The organism is Microbacterium sp. BH-3-3-3, assembly GCF_001792815.1.
Lineage (GTDB): Bacteria > Actinomycetota > Actinomycetes > Actinomycetales > Microbacteriaceae > Microbacterium.
Genome location: NZ_CP017674.1, coordinates 217735 through 241248, shown reverse-complemented (window position 1 = coordinate 241248; position 23514 = coordinate 217735). Strand labels below are relative to the sequence as shown.

The 23514-nt window shown below is 69.7% G+C and carries 17 protein-coding genes and 2 pseudogenes; 9 read left to right on the top strand and 10 right to left on the bottom strand.

Annotated elements, in window-relative coordinates; translation table 11 throughout:
- Nucleotides 1–32: 32 nt before the first annotated feature.
- Nucleotides 33–2490: pseudogene (locus BJP65_RS01180) on the top strand (DNA topoisomerase (ATP-hydrolyzing) subunit A).
- Between the two features lie 75 nt (nucleotides 2491–2565).
- On the opposite strand, the pseudogene BJP65_RS01175 reads toward BJP65_RS01180, so the two are convergent.
- Nucleotides 2566–4637, bottom strand: a pseudogene (locus BJP65_RS01175) (type IIA DNA topoisomerase subunit B).
- 161 nt (nucleotides 4638–4798) lie between these two features.
- Here BJP65_RS01175 and BJP65_RS01170 point away from each other — a divergent pair.
- The gene (locus BJP65_RS01170) at nucleotides 4799–5020 is read left to right on the top strand and encodes a hypothetical protein (RefSeq protein WP_055837203.1); all 222 of its coding nucleotides are present in this window, start codon (nucleotides 4799–4801) and stop codon (nucleotides 5018–5020) included.
- A gap of 90 nt (nucleotides 5021–5110) precedes the next feature.
- Here the strand turns inward: BJP65_RS01170 and BJP65_RS01165 are convergent, their stop codons facing one another.
- Nucleotides 5111–6154, bottom strand: a complete 1044-nt coding sequence (locus tag BJP65_RS01165) for an alanine racemase (RefSeq protein WP_070407977.1) — start codon at nucleotides 6152–6154, stop codon at nucleotides 5111–5113.
- Entirely contained in the window at nucleotides 6151–6801 is a 651-nt protein-coding gene (locus tag BJP65_RS01160; protein ID WP_070407976.1) for an alanine racemase C-terminal domain-containing protein, read from the bottom strand. Before BJP65_RS01160 ends, BJP65_RS01165 begins: the two co-directional genes overlap by 4 nt.
- 45 nt (nucleotides 6802–6846) lie before the next feature.
- Here BJP65_RS01160 and BJP65_RS01155 point away from each other — a divergent pair, with 45 nt between their 5' ends.
- On the top strand, nucleotides 6847–7869 hold the full coding sequence (locus tag BJP65_RS01155; protein ID WP_055940292.1) for a sugar-transfer associated ATP-grasp domain-containing protein: 1023 nt from the start codon (nucleotides 6847–6849) through the stop codon (nucleotides 7867–7869).
- 138 nt (nucleotides 7870–8007) lie between these two features.
- On the opposite strand, the gene BJP65_RS01150 is transcribed toward BJP65_RS01155, so the two are convergent.
- From BJP65_RS01150 to BJP65_RS01140, 3 genes are all read right to left on the bottom strand, one after another.
- A complete protein-coding gene (locus BJP65_RS01150) occupies nucleotides 8008–8706 on the bottom strand; it encodes a coenzyme F420-0:L-glutamate ligase (RefSeq protein WP_070407975.1) in 699 nt (232 codons plus the stop codon).
- A complete protein-coding gene (locus BJP65_RS01145) occupies nucleotides 8703–10031 on the bottom strand; it encodes an RNA polymerase sigma factor (RefSeq protein WP_070407974.1) in 1329 nt (442 codons plus the stop codon). Before BJP65_RS01145 ends, BJP65_RS01150 begins: the two co-directional genes overlap by 4 nt.
- A 319-nt stretch (nucleotides 10032–10350) precedes the next feature.
- Complete coding sequence (locus BJP65_RS01140) at nucleotides 10351–11277, bottom strand: PAC2 family protein (protein ID WP_070407973.1); 927 nt, start codon at nucleotides 11275–11277, stop codon at nucleotides 10351–10353.
- An 86-nt stretch (nucleotides 11278–11363) separates the two neighbouring features.
- Between BJP65_RS01140 and BJP65_RS01135 the strand changes: the two genes are divergently transcribed.
- Genes BJP65_RS01135 through sucB form a run of 3 tightly spaced genes read left to right on the top strand, consistent with a single transcriptional unit; the run spans nucleotide 11364 to nucleotide 15976 of the window.
- On the top strand, nucleotides 11364–12830 hold the full coding sequence (locus BJP65_RS01135; protein WP_070407972.1) for a leucyl aminopeptidase: 1467 nt from the start codon (nucleotides 11364–11366) through the stop codon (nucleotides 12828–12830).
- Nucleotides 12827–14200, top strand: coding sequence for a dihydrolipoyl dehydrogenase (gene lpdA, locus BJP65_RS01130; RefSeq protein ID WP_070407971.1), 1374 nt, complete (start codon nucleotides 12827–12829; stop codon nucleotides 14198–14200). The genes BJP65_RS01135 and lpdA overlap by 4 nt, the downstream gene beginning before the upstream one ends.
- 54 nt (nucleotides 14201–14254) lie before the next feature.
- On the top strand, nucleotides 14255–15976 hold the full coding sequence (sucB, locus tag BJP65_RS01125; protein WP_070407970.1) for a 2-oxoglutarate dehydrogenase, E2 component, dihydrolipoamide succinyltransferase: 1722 nt from the start codon (nucleotides 14255–14257) through the stop codon (nucleotides 15974–15976).
- A gap of 17 nt (nucleotides 15977–15993) precedes the next feature.
- On the opposite strand, the gene BJP65_RS01120 is transcribed toward sucB, so the two are convergent.
- Nucleotides 15994–16998 (bottom strand): hypothetical protein, encoded by a 1005-nt coding sequence (locus tag BJP65_RS01120; RefSeq protein WP_070407969.1) that lies wholly within the window; start codon nucleotides 16996–16998, stop codon nucleotides 15994–15996.
- A 122-nt stretch (nucleotides 16999–17120) separates the two neighbouring features.
- Between BJP65_RS01120 and BJP65_RS01115 the strand changes: the two genes are divergently transcribed.
- A complete protein-coding gene (locus tag BJP65_RS01115) occupies nucleotides 17121–17831 on the top strand; it encodes a DUF4191 domain-containing protein (protein WP_070407968.1) in 711 nt (236 codons plus the stop codon).
- Between the two features lie 44 nt (nucleotides 17832–17875).
- On the opposite strand, the gene BJP65_RS01110 is transcribed toward BJP65_RS01115, so the two are convergent.
- On the bottom strand, nucleotides 17876–18334 hold the full coding sequence (locus BJP65_RS01110; protein WP_070407967.1) for an RDD family protein: 459 nt from the start codon (nucleotides 18332–18334) through the stop codon (nucleotides 17876–17878).
- Nucleotides 18335–18435: 101 nt separating this feature from the next.
- Here BJP65_RS01110 and glnA point away from each other — a divergent pair, with 101 nt between their 5' ends.
- Nucleotides 18436–19860, top strand: coding sequence for a type I glutamate--ammonia ligase (gene glnA / locus BJP65_RS01105; RefSeq protein ID WP_055837159.1), 1425 nt, complete (start codon nucleotides 18436–18438; stop codon nucleotides 19858–19860).
- A 93-nt stretch (nucleotides 19861–19953) separates the two neighbouring features.
- Here the strand turns inward: glnA and BJP65_RS01100 are convergent, their stop codons facing one another.
- Nucleotides 19954–20913 carry a hypothetical protein gene (locus BJP65_RS01100; protein ID WP_156784782.1) on the bottom strand — a complete coding sequence of 320 codons (960 nt, stop codon included), beginning with the start codon at nucleotides 20911–20913 and terminating at the stop codon, nucleotides 19954–19956.
- Between the two features lie 85 nt (nucleotides 20914–20998).
- Complete coding sequence (locus BJP65_RS01095; protein ID WP_070407965.1) at nucleotides 20999–21391, bottom strand: hypothetical protein; 393 nt, start codon at nucleotides 21389–21391, stop codon at nucleotides 20999–21001.
- 162 nt (nucleotides 21392–21553) lie between these two features.
- Between BJP65_RS01095 and phoA the strand changes: the two genes are divergently transcribed.
- Nucleotides 21554–23455: an alkaline phosphatase gene (gene phoA, locus BJP65_RS01090; protein WP_083285645.1), complete on the top strand. Its 1902-nt coding sequence runs from the start codon at nucleotides 21554–21556 to the stop codon at nucleotides 23453–23455.
- The last annotated feature ends 59 nt before the right edge of the window (nucleotides 23456–23514 follow it).

Genomic DNA, 23514 nt, shown 5'->3' with positions numbered 1-23514 from the left:
TCCGGACGCCCGCCCGACCCGAGGCCTCCTCTATGCCCGATTCCCGTTCCTCCGCCCCCGTGACCGAGCGCATCGAAGACGTCGATGTCTCCACCGAGATGCAGGGGTCCTTCCTCGAGTACGCCTACTCGGTCATCTACTCGCGTGCCCTTCCCGACGCGCGTGACGGGTTGAAGCCCGTGCAGCGGCGCATCCTGTACCAGATGGCCGAGATGGGGCTCCGGCCCGACCGCGGGCACGTGAAGAGCGCCCGTGTCGTGGGCGAGGTGATGGGAAAGCTGCACCCCCACGGCGACGCCCCGATCTACGACGCGCTCGTGCGCCTTGCGCAGGCGTTCTCGCTGCGCGTGCCGCTGGTCGACGGTCACGGCAATTTCGGTTCGCTCGACGACGGCCCCGCAGCTCCCCGTTACACCGAGGCCCGTCTGGCCGCGGCCGCCCTGGCGCTGACCGAGAACCTCGACGAGGACGTCGTCGATTTCATCCCCAACTACGACGGCCAGTTCCAGCAGCCCGAGGTGCTGCCCGCCGCCTTCCCGAACCTGCTCGTGAACGGCGCGACCGGCATCGCGGTCGGCATGGCGACCAACATGGCGCCCCACAACCTCATCGAGGTCGTGGGGGCGGCCACGCACCTGCTGCAGAATCCGGATGCCACGGTCGAGGAGCTCATGGAGTTCGTCCCGGGCCCCGATCTCCCCTCGGGGGGATCATCGTGGGCTTGGACGGCATCAAGGACGCCTACACGAACGGCCGCGGCAGCTTCCGCACCCGGGCGAAGGCGTCGATCGAGTCGCTCGGCCCCCGGCGTACGGGCATCGTCTTCACCGAGCTGCCCTACCTGGTCGGACCCGAGCGGGTCATCGAGAAGATCAAAGACGCCGTGCAGGCGAAGAAGCTCACCGGCATCGCCGATGTGACCGACCTCACCGACCGCAACCACGGTCTGCGCCTGGTGGTGGGCATCAAGACCGGTTTCGACCCGAAGGCCGTGCTCGAGCAGCTCTACCGGTTGACCCCCCTCGAGGACTCGTTCGGCATCAACAACGTCGCCCTCGTCGACGGTCAGCCGCAGACGCTCGGGCTGCGCGACATGCTGCGCGTGTACATCGAGCACCGCATCCGGGTGGTCACGCGCCGCAGCGAGTACCGCCTGGCGCGCAAGCGCGAACGCCTGCACCTGGTCGAGGGCCTGCTGATCGCGATCCTCGACATCGACGAGGTCATCCAGGTCATCCGCTCCTCGGACGACGGCGACCAGGCTCGAACCAAGCTGCGGGAGGTCTTCGACCTCTCACATCTGCAGGCCGAGTACATCCTCGAGCTGCGCCTGCGGCGCCTGACGAAGTTCTCGCGCATCGAGCTCGAGGCCGAGCGCGATCAGTTGCACGCCGAGATCGCCGCGCTGGTCGAACTGCTCGGCAGCGAGACGCTCCTGCGACAGTTGGTCGCGACCGAACTCGATGCCGCCGCCGAGGCGTACGGCACGCCCCGGCGCACGATGCTGCTCAACGGCGGGCCGGTGCAACCCCGGTCGGCCCGTGCTGCTGCCGCCGCCGCCGCCGACCTGCAGATCGCCGACGCCCCGTGCCGCGTCTACCTCTCGTCGACCGGTCGCATGGTGCGCGCCGAGCTCATCGCCGACGCGCCCGCCGGCGGGGTGGTGCCCCCGGCTCGTCGGTCCAAGCACGACGCGATCCGCTCGTCGGTCGACACGACCACGCGTGGCGACATCGGTGCCGTGACCTCGGCGGGGCGCCTGGTGCGTTTCTCTCCCGTCGACCTTCCCTCGGTCCCGGCCAACGCCGTGCAGGTGGCCGCCGGCACGAAGGTGGAGCAGTACCTCACCCTCGCCAAGGGCGAGACGGTGGTCGCACTCGTCCCCCTCGTCGGGGGCCCCATGATCGCACTGGGCACCGCGCAGGGCGTGGTCAAGCGCGTCGCCGCGAGCGAGCTGGGCACCAAGCCCGACATCGAGATCATCTCGCTGCGCGACGGCGACCGCGTCGTCGGCGCCGCACCCGCGGGAGACAACGCCGAGCTCGTCTTCGTCGCGAGCGACGCGCAGTTGCTGCGTTTCGAAGCCTCGTCGGTGCGCCCCCAGGGCCGTTCCGCGGGGGCATGGCCGGCATCCGGCTCGCGGACGGCGCCCACGTCATCGCCTTCGCGGTCGTGGGGGCGTCGGCGTTCGACGCGGTCGTGGTCACCGTCGCGGGTTCTTCGGCCGCCCTTCCCGGCACCGATGCGGGCAGCGCGAAGGTCTCGGCGTTCACCGAGTATCCGGCGAAGGGCCGTGCCACCGGTGGCGTGCGCGCGCAGCGCCTGCTGCGCGGCGAAGACGCCCTCGTTCTGGCCTGGGTCGGTACCGATCCCCGCGCCGTCGGCGCCGATGGTGCCGTGCGGGCTCTGCCCGAGGCGGGCGCGAAGCGCGACGCGTCGGGTCAGCCGCTCGACGCCGTCATCGGTGCGATCGGCACCGCCATCCGCTGACGCGCGCCGACGGCGCCGCGCCGCACGGCGCGCGCCGTCTGGTCCACGACGGGCCGACGAGGCGTCGTCCGACACTCAGACGTCGATGCGCTCCCGTGCCAGGCGGTCGCTCGACTCGATGATGAACTCCCGGCGCGGAGCGACGTCGCTGCCCATGAGCAGGTCGAAGACCTCGGCTGCCTGCTCGATGTGCTCGGCGTGAACACGGCGCAGCATGCGGCCCGCCCGGTCCATGGTCGTGGTCGCGAGCTGGTCGGCATCCATCTCGCCGAGGCCCTTGTACCGCTGCACGGGCTCCTGCCAGCGCTTGTTGCTGCGCTTGAGCTTCGTCAGCAGGGCGTGGAGCTCCTGCTCGCTGTAGGTGTAGATCGTCTCGTTGGGCTTGGTACCCGGATTCATGACGACGACGCGGTGCAGGGGCGGCACCGCGGCGTAGACGCGGCCCTCTTCGACGAGCGGTCGCATGTACCGGAAGAAGAGCGTCAGCAGCAGGGTGCGGATGTGCGCCCCGTCGACGTCGGCGTCGCTCATGAGGATGATCTTGCCGTAGCGCGCGGCGCTCAGGTCGAACGATCGCCCGGAGCCCGCGCCGATCACCTGGATGATCGAGGCGCACTCGGCATTCGACAGCATGTCGCTGATCGATGCCTTCTGCGTGTTCAGGATCTTGCCGCGGATCGGCAGCAGCGCCTGGTATTCGCTGTTGCGGGCGAGCTTTGCCGTTCCCAGGGCCGAGTCGCCCTCGACGATGAACAGCTCGGAATCGTTGACGTCGTTCGACCGGCAGTCGACGAGTTTCGCGGGCAGCGACGACGATTCGAGGGCGTTCTTGCGGCGCTGGGTCTCTTTGTGCGTGCGCGCGGAGATGCGCGCCTTCATCTCGGAGACGATCTTCTCGAGCAGCTGGGCCGTCTGCGCCTTGTCGTCGCGCTTGGGCGAGGCGAAGAGTGCCGTGAGCTCCTGGGTGACGACGGATGCCACGATCTGTCGCACCGCGGGGGTGCCGAGCACCTCCTTGGTCTGGCCCTCGAACTGCGGCTCGGGCAGGCGCACCGTGAGCACGGCCGTGAGACCGGCGAGCAGGTCGTCTTTCTCGACCTTGTCGTTGCCCACCTTGAGCTTGCGCGCATTCTGTTCCACCTGTGCGCGCAGCACCTTCATCAGGCCCTGCTCGAAGCCCTGCTGGTGCGTGCCGCCCTTGGGCGTCGAGATGATGTTCACGAAGGACCGGCTGGTGGTGTCGTAACCGGTGCCCCAGCGCACGGCGATGTCGACCTCGCACGCGCGCTCGACCTCGGTGGGCACCATGGAGCCGCCGGGCTGCAGCACGGGGACGGTCTCGGTGAACGACCCGGTCCCCGTCAGCCGCCAGATGTCGGTGACCGCGGCGTCGGGGGCGAGGAACTCGGCGAACTCCGAGATGCCGCCGTCGAAGCGGTAACTGGTCTCGACGCGTTCTTCGGCACGATCGTCGAGCACCACGATCTCGAGGCCCGGCACGAGGAAGGCCGTCTGGCGCACGCGCTGCACGAGATCATCGAGGCCGAAGGCCGCGTCTTTGGTGAAGATCTGCCGATCCGCCCAGTACCGGATGCGGGTTCCGGTCACCCCGCGCGGGGCTTTGCCGATGACCCTCAGCTCGCTGCTGCGCTCGAACGGAGTGAAGGCCGAGTCGGGAGTGTCGCCCGCGAACCGGCCCGGTTCGCCGCGGTGGAACGACATCGCGTAGGTCTTGCCGGCGCGGTCGACCTCGACGTCGAGTCGTTCCGACAGCGCGTTCACGACCGAGGCGCCGACGCCGTGGAGTCCCCCGAGGCCGCGTACGAGCCGCCGCCGAACTTTCCTCCGGCGTGCAGTTTGGTGAAGACGACCTCGACGCCCGTGAGACCGGTGCGCGGTTCGACGTCGACGGGGATGCCACGGGCCCGGTCGCGCACCTCGACGCTGCCGTCGGCGTGCAGCACGATGTCGATGCGCGTGCCGTGGCCGGCGAGGGCTTCGTCGACGGAGTTGTCGATGATCTCCCACAGGCAGTGCATGAGGCCCCGGGAGTCGGTCGAGCCGATGTACATACCCGGGCGCTTGCGCACGGCTTCGAGGCCCTCGAGGACCTGCAGATGATGGGCGGAGTACTCGGACGTCACGATCTCCCAGCGTAATCGGGGCCGCCGACATCGCTTGCAGACACACAGCGAGGTCGGGTCGTCGTACGCGCACAGCGAAATGTGATCACGCCGCGGCATAGGGGAAACATCCGCGTGGTTGTATATGGGGACTCGCCCAACGACCACTGAGGAGGGCACCCGAGATGACCACTACGACTGCACCCGAAGCGTCAGCCGTCCTCGACCACCGCCTGACGGCGGCTGATCGCTGCGACTCGTGCGGAGCGCAGGCCTACATCGCCGCCGAGGTGAACGGCAGCGAGCTGCTGTTCTGCGCGCACCACGGCCGCAAGTACGAAGAGAAGCTCCGCAGCATCGCCACCTCGTGGCACGACGAGACCGCGCGTCTCACCGCCGCCGACTGAGCCGGTACGTCGAAACGGGCCCCGCACCACTCCTCCGGGAGTGGGACGGGGCCCGTTTCGCGTTCGCGGTCCCTGGCGTCGGTCGCGAGTTCAGCGCCCGTCGGCGTCGTAGACCCGGGGAAGGCTCGGCGAGACGCGGAGGGCGATCTCTTCGCCGATCGTGTCGATGAGCTCGGCGAGGTCGGTCGCGCTGCTGCGGGCTCCCCGACCGAAGATCGCGATCTCGTCGCCGGGCGCCGCGTCATCCCACGGCGCGAGGACGGTCTCGGTCGCGCGGATCGCCTCGACCCGGCGGGGGCCCCCGGGAGTGTCGACGTCGAAGCGGGCGGCCAGGGTGCAGGGAAGGCCGTGCAGGCTGCCGACGTCGAGGTGGACGCCCGCCGTGTCGACGGTCGTCACCGTCGCCGTGAGACGGGCGATGGGCTCGATACCGAGGTCCGTCTCGCTCGGGCCGCCGGCGGGACGGATGCCGTACGAGAACGCCCCTACCCGCACGAGGTCTTCGCGGAACTCCCCGCGTGCGAATCCGGCCGCGCTGGCGGCGAGGTGCGAGAAGCGCGGGTCGAGGCCGGCGGAGCGCGCCTGATCGCGCGCGGCGAGGAACAGGGCACGGGCGTCGTCGTCGTCGGTATCCGAGGCCTCGGAGATGTGCGACCAGATCCCCTCGAGCACGGCGCGTCCGGAATCGACCAGCGCGGCGGTGCGCGCGAGGGCTCCCTGCCACCGCTCGGGTCGGATGCCGTTGCGATGCAGTCCCGTGTCGATCTTGAGGTGCACACGCGCCGGGCGGTCCGCCGCAAGACGCGCGAGGTCGTCGAGCAAGGCCTCGTCGCCGAGGCCGAGGTCGAGGTCGGCCGCGATGCCCGCGGCCAGGTCGTCGGCTCCCCCGATGAGCCAGACGAAGATGCGCGCGTCCGGGCCGGCGATCGCGCGCACCGCGGCGCCGGTGACGACGTCGAACGCACCGAACCAGCGGACGCCCTCCTCGCCCGCGCGCCGCACGATCCGCTCGAGCCCGTGGGCGTAGGCATCGTCCTTCACGACGAGCATGGGGACGGCGGGGGCGACGGCCTCGCGCACGCGGCGCAGGTTGCGGGCGAAGGCGTCGAGGTCGACGCGGTAGACGGCACTCACGCGGCCACCCTGCGGTCTGCCCGGGCGCCGACGATCGCAACGATCTCCGCGGCGGTGAGACCGGTGGCATCCGTCCACTCCTCGAGCGACGGGTGGCCGTCGGCCGGGTCGCCGAAGAAGACCACCTCGGCCCCCCGGGCGACGGGGGCGTCTTCGACGTCGACGACGCAGACGTCCATGGCCACGCGGCCGACGATGCGGTGACGGCGCCCGTCGATGGCGACGGTCACCGCGTTGCCGAGCGAGCGCACGACGCCCTGGGCATAGCCGCCGGTGACCAGAGCGATGGTCGTGTCGTGGGGGGCGCGGTGCGTGTACCCGTACGAGACGCCCTCCCCGCGCAACAGGGGCTTGGAGCCGAGGGATCGTCCGCGCAGCGACAGCACCGGGCGCGCGTGCGAGCCGGGTAGGCCGAACAGGATTGCGGCGTCGAGGGCGGCGGCATCCATGTCGAGATCGGACAGCACGGAGGCCACCCATGCCGCGCCGTGCCCCCAGCCGTCGGCCGTGAAGACGTCGTCGGCGCCGGAAGCCGCACCGGCCGCGAGGGCGAGGGGCGCGTTGGCGCGCAGAGCGGACTCCGATACGAGGGCCACGGGCGCGACTCCCCCGGCCGCGGGCGTGCGGGCAGGGAGCGTGGAGGTCACACATCTAGACTAACGGGGTCCTTCTCCCCCGATCCCGGAGCGTGCATGCCTACCCAGGGCTTCTCCCCCGTCACCCGCCTCCGCTACCTTGCCGGACGCGCCCGCCGCATCGACGTCGGCTCGGTGGTCGAGCGTGCCAAAGAAGCCGCGGAGCAGCACGGCAAGTCGCTGCCGCTCGTGGTCGCCGACATGCTCTTCCAGGCCGGTGTGAAGAACGTCGGCTTCCAGGACTACATCGATTACGACTTCGCGATCCTGACGCCCGCCGAGCGCGAGACGTACATGACGCACCCCGTGTCGAATCAGATCTCGCAGAAATACGACCACCCCGACTACCGCGGGATCTTCCAGGACAAGGTCGAGTTCGACCGTCGGTTCAGCGATTTCCTGCGCCGTGAATGGATGGTCGTGGATGCCGACAACGCCGACGCCCTGAAGTCGTTCACCGAGCGTCTAGGCACCATCGTCACCAAGGAGCCGGTCGGCCAGGCCGGGACCGGCGTGCACCGCTATCACGCGGCCGAGGTCGAGGACTGGAGTGCCTTCCACCGGGGCCTGCTCGAGCGCGGGGAGATCCTCGTCGAAGAGGTCATCCGCCAGCACGACGATCTCGCCGCGGTCTGCCCCGGCACGGTGAACACCACGCGCGTCACGGCGTTCTTCGACGGCTCGACCACGCACATCCTCGCGATGGCGCAGAAGTTCGGCCGGGGAGCCGTGAGCGACCAGATGACCTTCGGCGGCTTCTACACGATGCTGGATGAGAACGGCCACGCGCTCGGCGCCGGCTACGACTCGCACGGGCACGTGCACGAACTGCACCCCGACTCGGGAGCCCGCATCGCCGACTTCCAGCTGCCGATGATCGACGAGGTGAAGGCGTTCGTCGACCAGGTCGCACGTGTCGTGCCGCAGGTGCAGTACGTGGGCTGGGACATCGTCGTCGGTCCCGACGGCCCCGTGCTCGTCGAGGGTAACTGGGGTGCCGGCGTGTACGAGAACAAGCCGAGCGTCACCGGGATCCGCACCGGTCACAAGCCGCGCTACCGCGCCGCGATCGGTTTCTGACGCCGGACGTCGAGAAGGCCCGCTCCCGTGAGGGGGCGGGCCTTCGGTTTCTGATCGCGCGCCGGTGACGCAGGAGTTGTGCCGCACGGACGACGAAAAGCCCGCTCCGAGACCGGAGCGGGCTTTCGACGGGTGGTGTCAGCTGTGGCGCACGATGCCCAGCGGGGTGGACTCGTGTCCCTGGCCCAGCGGGTTGTCCTTGAGGATCGCGACGAGACGCTTCTCGCCGGCCTTGTCCATCGTCGAGCCGAGGATGTTGCCCCCCAGGTCGTTGATGTCGACCACGGCGACCTGCAGGTCGACGCCGAGCAGCGACTTCAGGTGAGCGGCGACCTCGCGCGGGCGCTCCGGACCGAGCACCACGGTCTGGTTGTACGGCGGGATCGTTCCCTTGGTGGGGCCGTCGATCGCGCGGGCCTTGTCGCCGGCGATGCGGTAGAAGTCGCCCTTCCGGCCGAACGCCTTGGTCACGGCCGAGACGGCCGCGGCGAACAGGATGCGCGGGGTACCGCACTCGCGCAGCGCCATCTCCATGGTCTCGGGCATGCCGAGACCGATGCCGTAGGGCGTGCGGGTGACGTACTTCGACAGGAACAGCGCGAGCTTGCGCGGCGTGATCGTGTCGAGCTTGTACGACCGGCCCTGCGTGATCGCGACGATCTTCTCGGTGACGAACAGCAGGTCGCCCGGCTGCACGGCATCCTTCGCGTACTCCAGGACGAAAGCGTCGAGGTCGTCTCCCGGCATGACGACCCGCGTGCGGATCGGGATGCGGGCGTACGAGGTGCCCTCGACGGTAACGGTGAGCGCCTTGCCGGCGTTGGCCTCGCCGCTCATTCGAGGTAGTCCCGAAGCGACTGCGAGCGGCTCGGGTGACGCAGCTTGGCCATCGTCTTCGACTCGATCTGGCGGATGCGCTCGCGCGTGACGCCGAACGTGTCGCCGATCTGGTCGAGCGTCTTGGGCTGACCGTCGCCGAGGCCGAAGCGCATGCGGATGACACCCGCTTCACGCTCGCTGAGCGAGTCGAGGAGGGACTCGAGCTGACGCTGCAGCATCGTGAAGCCCACGGCGTCGGCGGGGACGACGGCCTCGGTGTCCTCGATGAGGTCACCGAACTCGCTGTCGCCGTCTTCACCGAGGGGCGTGTGCAACGAGATCGGCTCGCGGCCGTACTTCTGCACCTCGATGACCTTCTCGGGGGTCATGTCGAGCTCACGGCTGAGTTCTTCGGGCGTGGGTTCGCGACCGAGGTCCTGCAGCATCTGACGCTGGACACGCGCGAGCTTGTTGATGACCTCGACCATGTGCACCGGGATGCGGATGGTGCGGGCCTGGTCGGCCATGGCGCGCGTGATGGCCTGACGGATCCACCAGGTGGCGTAGGTCGAGAACTTGAAGCCCTTGGTGTAGTCGAACTTCTCGACCGCACGGATCAGGCCCAGGTTGCCCTCCTGGATGAGGTCGAGGAACTGCATGCCGCGACCGGTGTAGCGCTTCGCGAGCGACACCACCAGGCGCAGGTTGGCGCCCAGCAGGTGGCTCTTGGCGCGCTGACCGTCACGAGCGACCCACTGCAGGTCGAGTCCGACCTGGTTGGTCTTCTCGGCGGCCGACATGTTCGACAGCTTCTCTTCGGCGAAGAGACCCGCCTCGATGCGCATCGCGAGCTCGACCTCTTCGGCCGCGTTCAGCAGTGGGACTTTACCGATCTGCTTCAGGTAGTCCTTGACGGGGTCGGCGGTGGCGCCGGTGATCTGCGCGGAGTAGACGGGGACGTCGTCTTCGTCGCTCGACGAGATGACGATGGCGCCGGTCGGCAGCGCTTCGGCGGGAGCCTTCGGGCTCTCGTCGTCGTCGTCGGTGTCGTCGTCGGACTTCTTCGTCGCGGTCTTGGCCGCGTCGGTGTCGGTGTCGTCGCTGTCGTCGACCTCGACCTCGACATCGACCTCGTCTTCGACCTCTTCGTCTTCTTCGAGGTCGTCGTCTTTCTTCGCCTTGGTCTTGGCCTTCGCGGGCGTCGCCTTGGCCTTGGCGGGGGCCTTCTTGGCGGGAGCCTTCTTCGCGGTCGTCGTCGTCGACGCCGTCACGGTCTCCTCGGAGTTCGCGAGCTCGGCGTCCTTCACACTCTTGGAGCGGGTCTTGGTCGTCGTGACTGCCACGTTTCGCCTTTCACCGGGAACGTACGCTGCACGGCCGCCGGTCGTTCTCGGACACTAGTAAGACCCTTGTCAAGTCCCGAACCGAGGAGCGGGGGCTCCTGGTCCGGTTGACAACGGGTCAGGTTCTTCATTGTCTCACATCCCCCGCCCGGGACTTGACGTGGGCCGGGGATCTATGCGTAGACAACGCCACGCACGCGGCGATCATTCCCCGGGGGGCCAATCGTCGGCGCGTACGGTCCGGCGATGCGTCGACCGTCGGGGAACCCGACCGCAGGCCGGGCGGGTGCGGCGCCGCCTGGACGACGGCGTCGGCGGGTCAGCCCAGGCGACCGCGGCGGTCGTCGTCTCCGGGGCGGGTGGCCAGGAATCTCTCGAGCTCGGCCGCCAACTCGTCGGCGCTCGGCAGATCGCCGGTGTGGATGATCGGCGTGGCCGACGTCGATCCGGCCATGTAGGCGTCGTAGCGCTCTTCGAGGTTCTCGAGCATGCGGGTGAGCTCGTCGCTCCCCTCGACCTGTTCGGAGACCTTGCCGAGGAACTCGCGGTTCTCTTCGCGCAGCACCTCTCCCGAGAAGACGAGCCCGGTCGCGACCGTCAGGCTGTCGAGGGCCGCGAGGGCTGCCGCGGGGTACTCGGTGTCACCGAGATAGTGCGGAACCAGAAGGGCGAAGCCGGCGACCTTGGCGCCGGCCTCGGCGAAGCGGAATTCGAGCAGGTGACCGACGGTCGAGGGAACCTGGGTGTGCGGACGCCAGACCGAGTGCGCCTCGGCCAGGTCTGAGCGCGTGCCGCTGACCGTCGTGCCGATCGGGCGCGTGTGCGGAACCGGCATGGGGATGGCGTGCACCCAGGTGATCGACGAGACCTGCAGCCCGGCGGAGAGCTCGAGGACCGTCTCGGAGAACGACTCCCAGAGGAAGTCGGGCTCGTATCCGGCCAGCAGCAGGAACGGGTGCCCCAGCGAGTCGTGGGCCAGCGACAACTCGAGCTTCGACGGGCGGTAGTCGGTCAGGTGGTCCTCGACGAAGGTGATGAGGGGGCGCCGCGCACGGTAATCGAGCAGCATGTCGTTGTCGAAGACGTAGAGCGGGTTGGGCTCGAGGTCGGCGCGGAAGTACTCGACGAGTCGGGTCACGGCCCCGCCGGCGTCGGTGAAGCCGGTCAGGGCGATCACCAGCGGCAGGCCCGACGGCACGGGCGGCGCGGCGGGGGCGCGGTCGTACAGCGGGGCGATGTGGGGCATGGATCCACTCTACGAGCCGTCTCGGATGCGCCGGGCGACGGAGCGTCCCGCTGCTAGCGAACACGCGCGAACCTAGGATGGAGCCCATGCCCTTTCCCTCCGTGGCGCATACCGACGCCCCCGTCCGTGACATCCCCTCCGACGCGATTCTGCTGATCGCCGCCACCGTTTCGGAGGGATCCCCCGATCCCGACGGGTGGGACGGCCTCGGTGCCGCTCTCTCGGCCGTGGGTTTCACCGGCGCCGTCGGATCGTTCCAGCGCGTGCACGTCCCCGGTGTGACAACGCCGATCGCGGTCGTCGGCGCCGGTGCCACGCCGGATGCCGCTGCGCTCCGCGACGCGGCCGGCACGGGCCTTCGTCAGCTCACGGGCTTCGAACACGTCGCGGTCGCCTCGCTGGTGCCCGCGCCCTGGCGGGCCCTCGCCGAGGGTGCGGCGCTCGGCGGTTACCGGTTCGCCGCGTACAAGAAGAAGGCGCCGAAGCCGCGCGCCTCGCGCGTGACGGTCTCGACGGCCGAGGCTCCCTCCGAGGCCGACACGGCCGCGGTGTCCGCCATCTCCGGCGCCGTGGCGCTGGTCAAAGACCTGGTCACCACGCCCGCCGAATGGCTCGGGCCCGCCGACTTCGCGGACGCCGCCGTCGAGGCCGTCGCCGGCCTCCCAGTCGAGGTCGAGGTGCTCGACGAGGTGGCCCTGCGCGAGGGCGGCTTCGGCGGCATCCTGGGCGTCGGCCAGGGTTCCGACCGGCCGCCCCGCATGGTGCGCCTCGATTACTCCCCCGCCGGCGCCGAGCGTCATGTCGCGCTCGTCGGCAAGGGGATCACCTTCGACACCGGTGGACTGTCGCTGAAGCCTCCGGCATCGATGGTGGGCATGAAGTACGACATGTGCGGAGCCGCGACCGTTCTGGCCGTCCTCAAGGCCGCGGCCGAGATGCAGCTGCCCGTCCGCGTGAGTGCGTGGTTGTGCATCGCCGACAACATGCCGTCGGGTCGCGCGATCCGCCCCGGTGACGTGCTGCGCACTCTCGACGGCACGACGGTCGAGGTGCTGAACACCGACGCCGAGGGCCGTCTGGTCCTCGCCGACGGTCTGGCTGCTGCCAGCCGCGAGAACCCCGATCTCATCGTCGACGTCGCGACCCTGACGGGGGCCATCACCGTGGCCCTCGGCAACCGGCACACCGGCGTGATGGGCGACGACGAGGCCGTGGCCACGTACCTCGCCGCCGCGGGCCGCGTGGCCGAGCTCGCGTGGCAGCTTCCGCTGCCCGACCACATGGTCGACGACCTGGACTCCCCCATCGCCGATCTGCAGAACGCGAAGATCGGCGATCCCGCCGGTGGGTCGCTATTCGCCGGCCTCTTCTTGCGCCACTTCGTCGGTCGCGTCTCGGACGCCGCCGACGCCGCCCGCATCCCCTGGGTGCACCTCGACATCGCCGGTGTGGGCATGAACAAGTCGGCGCCGTTCGGGTTCACCGACAAGGGCGTCACGGGCGCCACGGTCCGTTCGCTGGTCGAGATGCTCGCCTCGGACGCCGCACGATGACCGAGGTCACCGCCGACGTCGTCGTGCTGGGTGGAGGCAGTGGCGGTTACGCCGCGGCCCTGCGCCTCGCCGAGCTCGGCAAGGACGTTGTGCTCGTCGAGAAGGACAAGCTCGGCGGAACGTGCCTGCACCGCGGGTGCATTCCGACGAAGGCGCTCCTGCACGCCGCGGAGGTCGCTGACGCGGCGCGCGGCGCGGCATCCATCGGTGTCGAGGTCACCCTCGCGGGCATCGATCCGCTGCGCGTGCGCGCCTATCGCGAGGGCATCGTCGCGAAGAAGTTCAAGGGCCTCGAGGGGCTCATCTCGGCGCGCGGGATCCGGGTCGTCCACGGCGAGGGCACGCTCGTCGAGGGTCCGGCCGTCCGCGTCGGCGACGACGTGTACCGCGGAACCGACGTCATTCTCGCGACGGGCTCGTACAGCCGAAGCCTGCCGGGGCTCGAGATCGGCGGACGCGTGCTCACGAGCGAGCAGGCTCTCGACCTCGACGTGATCCCCGAGCGGGTCGTCGTGCTCGGCGGGGGCGTCATCGGCGTCGAGTTCGCGAGCGTGTGGCGCTCGTTCGGCGTCGAGGTGACGATCGTCGAGGCGCTCGATCACCTGCTCCCCGCTGAAGACGTGGCCTCGAGCAAAGCCCTGGAGCGCGCGTTCCGCAAACGCGGCATCGCCTTCCAGCTCGGTCGGCGTTTCACCTCGCTCGCCTCGGCCTCCGACGCGGTCACCGTCACGCTCGACGACGGTTCCGACCTCGTTGCGGACTACGTGCTGGTCGCCGTGGGTCGCGGGCCCGTCACGGCTGGCCTCGGCTACGAGGAGGCCGGCGTCGTGCTGGACCGCGGGTTCGTCACGACCGATGAGCGCCTTCGCACGGCGGCTGCGCACGTGTGGGCGGTCGGCGACATCGTCCCCGGCCTCCAGCTGGCCCATCGCGGGTTCCAGCAGGGCATCTTCGTCGCGGAGGAGATCGCGGGCCTCTCGCCGGTTCTCGTCCCCGACGTCGACGTGCCGCGGGTCGCCTATTCGCACCCCGAGGTGGCCTCGGTCGGCCTCACCGAAGCGCAGGCGCAGGATCGTTACGGATCCGAGGCCGTCCGTGCCTACGAGTACAACCTCGCCGGCAACGGGCGCAGTGAGATCATCGGCACGTCGGGCATCGTCAAGATCGTCCGACGCGTGGACGGGCCCGTCGTCGGCGCCCATCTGGTGGGCGACCGCGTCGGTGAATTGATCTCCGAAGCGCAGCTCGCCGTCGGCTGGGAAGCGCATCCCGAAGACATCGCACCGTTCATCCACGCCCACCCCACCCAGAGCGAGGCGCTCGGCGAGGCCTTCCTGGCCCTCGCCGGCAAGCCCCTGCACGCACTCTGACCACAAACCGGTCACTAAGCTAGGTACCGCATCCGGTACGAAGGAGACATATCCATGAGCACTTCCGTCGTCCTCCCCGCTCTCGGCGAGAGCGTCACCGAGGGAACGGTCACCCGCTGGCTCAAGCAGGTCGGTGACACCGTCCAGGAGGACGAGGGTCTGCTGGAGATCTCGACCGACAAGGTCGACACCGAGATCCCGTCGCCCGTCTCGGGCGTCATCGAGGAGATCCTGGTCCAGGAAGACGAGACCGTCGAGGTCGGCGCCATCCTCGCCAAGATCGGCGACGGTTCCGGCTCCGCGTCGTCGGACGACGCTCCCGAGGCCGCCCCCGCCGAGCCTGAGCAGGCCCCCGTCGAAGAGGCCGCGCCGGCCGCGGCACCCGCCGTCGAGCAGCCCGCCGCAGAGGCGGCGCCCGCCGCATCCGCAGACTCGACCGAGGTGAAGCTCCCCGAACTGGGTGAGAGCGTCACCGAGGGCACCGTCACCCGTTGGCTGAAGGCGGTCGGCGATGACGTCGCCGTCGACGAGCCGCTGCTCGAGATCTCGACCGACAAGGTCGACACCGAGATCCCCTCCCCCGTCGCCGGCACGCTGCAGGAGATCCTGGTGCAGGAAGACGAGACGGTGAACGTCGGCGCGGCGCTCGCCCGCATCGGCAGCGGCGCCGCCCCGGCCGCGGAGCCCGAGGCCCCCGCGCAGCCCGCTGCCGAAGAGAAGCCCGCCGCCGAAGAGAAGCCCGCCGAGCAGCCGGCTCCCGCCGCGCCCGAGAAGCCCGCTCCCGCCGCGGAGAAGCCCGCCGAGAAGCCCGCTTCGGCCGCGGAGAAGCCTGCCCCGCAGGCCTCGGCGTCGTCGAACGACGACGTCACGTACGTGACGCCGCTCGTGCGTCGCCTCGCCCAGCAGCAGGGCGTCGACCTGACCTCGGTCAAGGGCAGCGGTGTCGGTGGACGAATCCGCAAGGAAGACGTCCTCAAGGCTGCCGAGGCGGCCAAGGCCGCTCCCGCGGCAGCTCCCGCCGCCGCGCCTGCTGCCGCTCCGGCTCCCGTCGAGGCCTCGCCGCTGCGCGGAACCACCCAGAAGATGTCGCGTCTGCGCAAGGTCATCGCCGAGCGTGCCGTGGCGTCGATGCAGGCGACCGCGCAGCTCACGACCGTGGTCGAGGTGGACGTCACCAAGCTGTCTTCGCTCCGCGACCGCATGAAGGGCGAGTTCCAGCAGAAGACGGGCGACAAGCTGTCGTTCCTGCCGTTCTTCGCGATCGCTGCGGTCGAGGCGCTCAAGGCGTTCCCGATCATCAACTCCACCGTCGAGGGCGACGAGATCGTCTACCCGGCGCACGAGAACGTGTCGATCGCGGTCGACACCGAGCGCGGACTGCTCACGCCCGTCATCAAGGACGCCGGTGAGAAGAACATCGCCGAGCTCGCTCGCGAGATCGCCGACCTGGCTGCCCGCACGCGCGACAACAAGCTGAAGCCCGACGAGCTCGCCGGCGGCACGTTCACGCTGACCAACACCGGTTCGCGTGGGGCGCTGTTCGACACGCCCATCGTGTTCCTGCCGCAGTCGGCGATCCTCGGCCTCGGTGCCGTCGTGAAGAAGCCCGGCGTGGTGTCGGTCGACGGCAAGGACGCCTTCGCGGTGCGCTCCTACGTCTACCTCGCGCTGTCGTACGACCACCGCATCATCGACGGTGCTGACGCCGCCCGCTTCCTCGGCGCCGTCAAGGCGCGCCTCGAGGCTGCGCAGTTCGAGGGCGACCTCGGCATCTGACACCGCTGAACACCGGCTCATGATGGCTGGTCCGTGATCGTCTTGACGGTCCGGACCAGCCATCTGTCGTTTCTGCGCACGAGGGTGACGTACTGGGCGCTGCTGCTGTCGGAGACGCGCACGACGCTCACTCCTCCGAAGTCGTCCACCATCTGCACGGCGGTCGCGTCCGTCACGGGGATCAGCGCGTCGCCCCGCGGGCTGCCGTGTTCCCACGTCTCGCTCTCGCAGTCCGTGTCGGCCTGACACTGCGCCGCGCGCTCAAGGGTGATGCGGGCGTTCTCTGCCACGTCGTCCGACAGGGGTACGCGGGAATCGACGGTGGGCGCAGCGGCCGCGGCGGGTGTCGCGGCGGCGCTGACGGCGGCGCCGGGGACGACGGAGGTCGATCCCGATCCGCCGTCTCCGGAGGGCATCAGTATGGAGACGCCGAGGACCAGCGCCGCGGCGCACACCCCCACGACCGTGAGACGCAGGGGCCGCGAGCCTCTCCAGCGTTGCGCGAGATCGCGCACGGCTGCCCACACGGCATCCGAGAGGTCGGCGTCGACGAGGGCGAGGATGCCTCCGGCCTTCGTCGGGAGCGTGGTCACGGCCTCCGCGGGCCGGTCCACGGGAGCCAGAGGGCCCAGGATCAGCGGCAACGGCGACGCGTGGCGGAACAGCCGTCGTTCCACCGCCTCCCACTCGCGGGGTGGTCGGGTCAGCACGCTCTCGCGAGCGGACTGCACGAGCTGACGGGTCGGAGCGTCGGGGATCACCGCAGCCAGCTCCGAAAGGCTCTCGGCCGTGGCGGCGATCGGATCTGCTCCGCCGTCGTCGAAGACCGCGGAGGGTCGCCCGGTGGCGCTCAGCCACCACCGCACGAGGTGTGCGGGGGGCTCCACCCGGCGGCATCCGCGGAGAAGTCCCACGGCGGCGGTGACCGCCTCACCCGGCGAGACGTCGACGGAGCTGCGGGCACGCCGCTGCAGGTAGGCGCCGAACGGTTCGACGAGGACGGATGCGGCGGAGCTGCTCATGCCCCGATGGTGCTCGACCAGGCGGGCGCGGGGAGCAGGAAGAACGCCGAATCGGGGACGATCCGACGAATCAGGCCCCTGGGGAGGAAGGGCGAGCCGAAGGCGAAGATAAGATCGTTCCTATGGCCGCTCGCACTTCCACGCCCGAGAAGCGTCCGGGATTCTTCTCGCAGCTCCGCACCCTGTACACCTTCACGCAGAAGGAGTACCGCTGGCTGCCGTTCCTGCTGGCCGGCATCGTTCTGGTGGGCATCGCCTTCGGCGTCGTCATCGGATTCCTCATCCCGCCGCTCGCGGTGTGGAGCGTCATCCTGTGGGGCTTCACCGGTCTGCTCGCCGGCGTCCTGGCATCCATGATCACGATGACCCGCCTGTCGACGACGGCCATGTACAAGAAGATCGACGGCATGCCCGGTGCCACCGGTCACGTGCTGTCGTCGTCGCTCGGACGTCACTGGCAGGCCTCGGACACCCCGGTCGGCGTGAACCCCCGCACCCAGGAGGCGCTGTACCGCGCCGTGGGCCGCGGTGGAGTGGTTCTCATCGGTGAGGGTGCGCGCAGCCGCCTCACGCGCCTGGTCGGCGAGGAGCGAGGCCGTGTGCAGCGCGTCGCCTCCGGCGTTCCCGTGACGGTGTTCTACGTCGGACACGGTGAAGACGAGGTCGAGATCGCCAAGCTCGCCTCCGCCATCAAGGGTCTGCCCAAGAAGGTCGACCGCGCCACGATGGCGGCCGTCATCAAGCGCATATCGTCGGTCTCGCCGGGACTGACGTCGCTTCCGATCCCGAAGGGTGTCGACCCGACGAAGATGCGCTCCCCGCGTCCGCGCTGACCCTCATGAGAAAGGCCCCCGCCGCGGCGGGGGCCTTTCTCATGTCAGCTGCGGACGAGGATCGTGCCGACGGCCTTGTCGTGCAGGCCGCGCTGGTCGGAATCCCACACGACGGCCGGGATGATCAGCGCCAGCAGCACCGTGCGCACGATCGGGCGCCAGAGGCCCACCCATCCCCCGGATGCCAATTCCAGACGCATTCCTAGGAGTCGGTGCCCGGGGCTGCCGCCGATCAGCGGAATGAAGAGGATCTGCGCGATGAAAAAGATGAGGTTCGACGCGACCGGGTTCGCGAACGGGACGCCGGTGACGGCATCGGGCGTCGAAAAGAAGGCGAATCCGATCAGCCCCGCGGTGGCCACATCGATCAGCAGCGCCGCGATCCGGCGCCCCGGACGGGCGATCGAACCGCGACCCTCGCGGGGAAGGCCGAGCCGCTGGCCCGGATAGTCGTTCTCGGCAGGGACGCTCACGGACCCAGCGTAATCGGCACCGCGTAACATGCTCGAAACATGCGAGATATGACCGGGACACCGGTTCTGGGTATGGTCGAGGAGGCTGGGCGAAGCCCGCCGATCCCGAATGTTCTACCTCTGGAGTCTTCATGTTCAAAGATTCGTCCGAGGTGCTCACCTTCATCCAGGACGAGGACGTCAAGTTCCTCGACATCCGTTTCACGGATCTTCCTGGTGTGCAGCAGCACTTCAACATCCCCGCCTCGACCGTCGACGAGGAGTTCTTCACCGTCGGACAGCTGTTCGATGGCTCGTCGATCCGCGGGTTCGCGAACATCCACGAGTCCGACATGCAGCTCATCCCGGACGTGACGACGGCATACCTCGACCCGTTCCGCGAGGCGAAGACCCTCATCATGGTCTTCGACATCTACAACCCGCGTAACGGCGAGATCTACGGCAAGGACCCCCGTCAGGTCGCCAAGAAGGCCGAGAAGTACCTCGCCTCCACCGGCATCGCCGACACCGCGTTCTTCGCCCCCGAGGCCGAGTTCTACATCTTCGACGACGTCCGCTTCGAGGTGAAGCAGAACTCGAGCTTCTACTCGGTGGACTCCGAGGAAGGCGCCTGGAACACCGGTCGCGTCGAAGAGGGCGGCAACCTCGCCAACAAGACCCCGTACAAGGGCGGCTACTTCCCGGTTTCGCCGGTCGACAAGACCGCCGATCTGCGCGATGACATCACCCTCAAGCTGATCGACGCGGGCTTCGTGCTCGAGCGCTCGCACCACGAGGTCGGCACGGGCGGTCAGCAGGAGATCAACTATCGCTTCGACACGATGGTCCACTCCGCCGACGACATCCTGAAGTTCAAGTACATCGTCAAGAACACCGCCGAAGAGTGGGGCAAGGTCGCCACCTTCATGCCGAAGCCGCTGTTCGGCGACAACGGCTCGGGCATGCACACGCACCAGTCGCTCTGGCTCGACGGCAAGCCGCTGTTCTACGACGAGGCCGGCTACGGCGGCCTGTCCGACGTCGCTCGTTGGTACATCGGTGGCCTGCTGGCGCACGCCCCCGCAGTGCTCGCGTTCACCAACCCGACCCTCAACAGCTACCACCGTCTGGTGAAGGGCTTCGAGGCGCCGGTCAACCTGGTGTACTCGGCCGGTAACCGCTCCGCGGCCATCCGCATCCCGATCACGGGCACCAACCCCAAGGCCAAGCGCATCGAGTTCCGTGCGCCCGACGCCTCGGGCAACCCGTACCTCGCCTTCGCGGCGCAGCTCATGGCGGGCCTCGACGGCATCAAGAACCGCATCGAGCCGCACGAGCCCGTGGACAAGGACCTGTACGAGCTTCCCGCCGAAGAGGCGAAGAACATCCCGCAGGTTCCGAACTCGCTGCTCGACTCGCTCGAGGCCCTCCGTGCCGACCACGAGTTCCTGCTCGCCGGTGGCGTCTTCACCGAGGAGCTCATCGAGACCTGGATCGAGTACAAGATCGAGAACGAGATCCAGCCGATGGCCCAGCGTCCGCACCCCTTCGAGTACGAGCTGTACTTCGGGGTCTGATCGCCCGCATCACGTCGACGCCCGTCCCCGCCGCTGCGCGGGGGCGGGCGTCGTCGTTTGCACTCCTGCGCTCGACCCGTCGCCTGCCGACCCTCAGGCCGCGCCCCGGCGACGCAACGTGTCCCGGCTCACCCCGGTCACCGCGCTCACGGCGCGCTGACTGAGATCCCCGAGCCGAAGGAGCGCGAGGGCGGCATCGCTCCGCCGGCGGGGCGACCACGTCGAGAACCTCTCCAGCGTCACCGCGCGCAGCGCATCGGGGACGCTGACCTCGGTCATCGACGAGAAGCGTCGAGCTCTTTCGATTCCGCGCACGATCGACGCCGGGGTCTCCCCCAGGCTCAGCGCCGCGAGAACGCGACCCGTCCGCGCGTCGACATCGCACACGTCGGTGCGCAGAAGCGCTTCGATGGCGGCGATGTCGGGGAGCTCGAGCGTGACGACCTGATCGACGAGGTGGGCGGCATCCGGTGCCTCCGAAGCCACCACCGTCCAGGGCTCGGGGGCCACGCCGACGAGGAGCGAGAGGGCGGCCGGCCCGCGGAGATGGGCGTTGTCGATGAAGAGGGTCATCCCGGCGGTGGTCCCCCGTCGGATCTCACCGGCGAGGGACGCGGCCGAACGGTCCCCCGTGGTCGCGAGGTCGAGCGTCGCGAGCGGCCGGCCACGGCGGTGGGCCAGCCACCGCGCGAGCGTCGTCTTGCCCCAACCGGACCCGCCCACGAGCAGCAGCGAGGTCGTCTGGGCGCCCTGCAGGCGGGCGCGCAGATCGTCGTCCACGACGGGGGGACGATCGATCTCGACGGTCTGCTCGATCCGGATGCCGTGCGGGCGGGCCCGCGCTGGAGCTGGGGTCCGCTCGGACAGGACCGTGATCACCTCCGCCGCGCCCCCGCCGTAGGCGTGGCGTTCGACCGTGTCCCGGGCGGCGGGCCGGCGGGCGGGCTCGGCGCGCTCGATGAGGTGGGCGACATCATCGGCGAGCGATCTCACATGGCGGCGACCCCGCGACGTCGAGCGGGCGCTGCGGTGGGTGTGGGCGGCAGCTGACACGGTGAATCTCCCGATCCTGGTTTCCGACACGATCGGTCGTCGGCGGACGACCGCGACCCGCCGGCGAGCGGCGGGGTGTCGGGACTCAGGTGCGGGAGATGGTGTGGAGAAGGAGCGGATGCCGCGGCGGCGGCGGATCGAGAGACGGTTCCGCCCTCGTGTCGGCGCTCACCGTCGAGACCGTCGCGCGGGCGACGGCGTCGACGGCAGCGAGCACGACTGCCGTCGTGCCGTCCACGGCCATGACGCTTGTCGCGTCGGCCTCGACGGGAGGAACGACTCCGGCGGTCGGCGCGTCGTCGACGTTCATCAGGGACCCGACCGTGAAGGCCGTATGAGCGGTGCCCTCGTGATCGCCGACGCCGTCGTCGACGTGCGTCGTCGCCCACGCGCTGAACACGAGGAACAGCGCGAGCATCAGCCGGATGCCGCGCCCGACGGCGCGTCGGCCGGGGGGAGGCGAGACGGCGATGGTCATCGTGCCCGAGCCTAGGCGGGCGCACCCCTCCGATCGGGGTCGGCGGACGAGTGACTACCGTCTGGACACCTGATCTTCATCTGAGCATGGTGCGGAGGTGTCCTCGCACCGGTGGGCTGAATGCGCGATCGACGACCGCACCGACACGACGAAGGATCCCCCATGCACTCACGTACTTCCCGGCGTCTCCGAACGGCCGTCGCGGCCGTTGCGGTGGCGCTGACCGCCTCGACCTCCGTGGCGCTCGTGGCCGTTCCGGCCCTCGCCTCCACCCCCGGCGACATCACCGAGCACGGCGGCGCCGCTCGGAACGACGGTGACATGACCGAGGCGCTTCGTGCGTCGCTCGTCGACGGGCCGGCCAAGAACGTCATCCTGCTCATCGGCGATGGGATGGGTGATTCCGAGATCACCGTGGCGCGCAACTACGCGGAAGGCGCGGGCGGACGCTTCGCCGGGATCGACGCCCTCCCGCTGACTGGGCAGTACACGACCTACTCGGTCAACGAGGAGGGGCAGCCGAACTACGCGTCTGAGTCGGCGTCGACGGCCAGCGCCTGGGCGACCGGGACGAAGACGGTCAACGGTCGGCTGAGCGTCGACTACCAGAACACGGCGCAGTCGACCCTGCTCGAGATCGCGAAGGCGAACGGTCTGAAGACCGGCAACGTCTCGACGGCGGAGATCCAGGATGCCACCCCCGGCGCGCAGATCTCGCACATCTCGGCGCGCGGATGCTACGGTCCCGACCAGACGTCGGAGAACTGTGCGACGGAGGCGTTGGAGAACGGCGGGCTCGGCTCGATCAGCGAGCAGCTGCTGAACGTGCGTCCCGACGTCACCCTCGGTGGAGGCTCGGCGAGCTTCGCGCAGACCGCGAAAGCCGGTCCGTGGGAGGGCGAGACGCTCTTCGCCCAGGCGGAGGACCGCGGGTACACGCTCGTCGACGACGCGGCGGCTCTCGACGCCGTCACCGTCGCGGACGCCGACCAGCCGCTGCTGGGCCTGTTCACCGAGGGGAACTTCCCGGTGCGCTGGTCGGGACCGGAGGCGACCGACCTCACCGCGGGTGGAGAGCTGCCCGCCCCGACGTCGTGCGCCGAGAACCCCGAGCGTCTGGCGACCGGCTTGTCGCTGGCATCCCTGACCTCCAAGGCGATCGACCTGCTCGACGGCGACGACGGCTTCTTCCTGCAGGTGGAGGGCGCGAGCATCGACAAGCAGGATCACGCCGCGAACGCCTGCGGTCAGATCGGCGAGACCGTCGACCTCGACGAGGCCGTTCAGGTCGCGCTGGACTTCGCCCGCACCCAGGGTGACACCCTGGTCGTGGTGACCGCCGACCACGCGCACACGAGCCAGATCGTCGGTTCGGCGATCCCCGGCCTGAACACCCACCTGCTGACGGCCGACGGCCAGCCGATGATCGTGGCGTACGGCACGTCGGCGCTCGGCGAGTCGCAGCAGCACACCGGCGCTCAGGTGCGCATCGCGGGCTACGGCCCCGGGGCGGCGAACGTCGTGGGCCTGACCGACCAGACCGACCTGTTCTTCACCGCGGCGAACGGTCTCGCCCTCTCACCCGATCTCGCCTCGCTCAGTGCGAACGCGTCGATCTCGGTGCCGGCCGAGGTGCGCCCCGGAGACTCGATCACGGTGTCCGCCGAGGGCTTCTCGGCTGACTGGCAACTGGTCGGTTCCGCCGGGGACTCCACGGCTCTCGGCCAGCGCGACGCCCTGCGCGGTGCGGCGCGCTTCGAGATGACCGCCCCGACCACCGAGGGCGCGTTCGAGATCGCCGTGCGCGGTGCGCAGACGGGCGTGACGAAGACCGCGACGGTGACCGTCTCGGCCGCTGCCGCACCGGTTCCCCCCATCGCCCCGAGCCCGACCCCGTCGTCGTCAGCCGGTGCCGGCGGTGGTGGCGGAGCAGCGGGCAACGGTGGTCCGCTCGCGTCGACCGGCGCGGCACTCCCCCTCGGCGCAGCGGTCCTCGCGGTGGGCCTGCTCGCCACCGGTGCGTACCTGCGCGCGCGTCGTCGCCGTCATACCGAATTCGTCTGAGCCCGATTCGTCGACGCCCGTCCCCACCGCTTCGCGGGGGGCGGGCGTCGTCGCGTTCC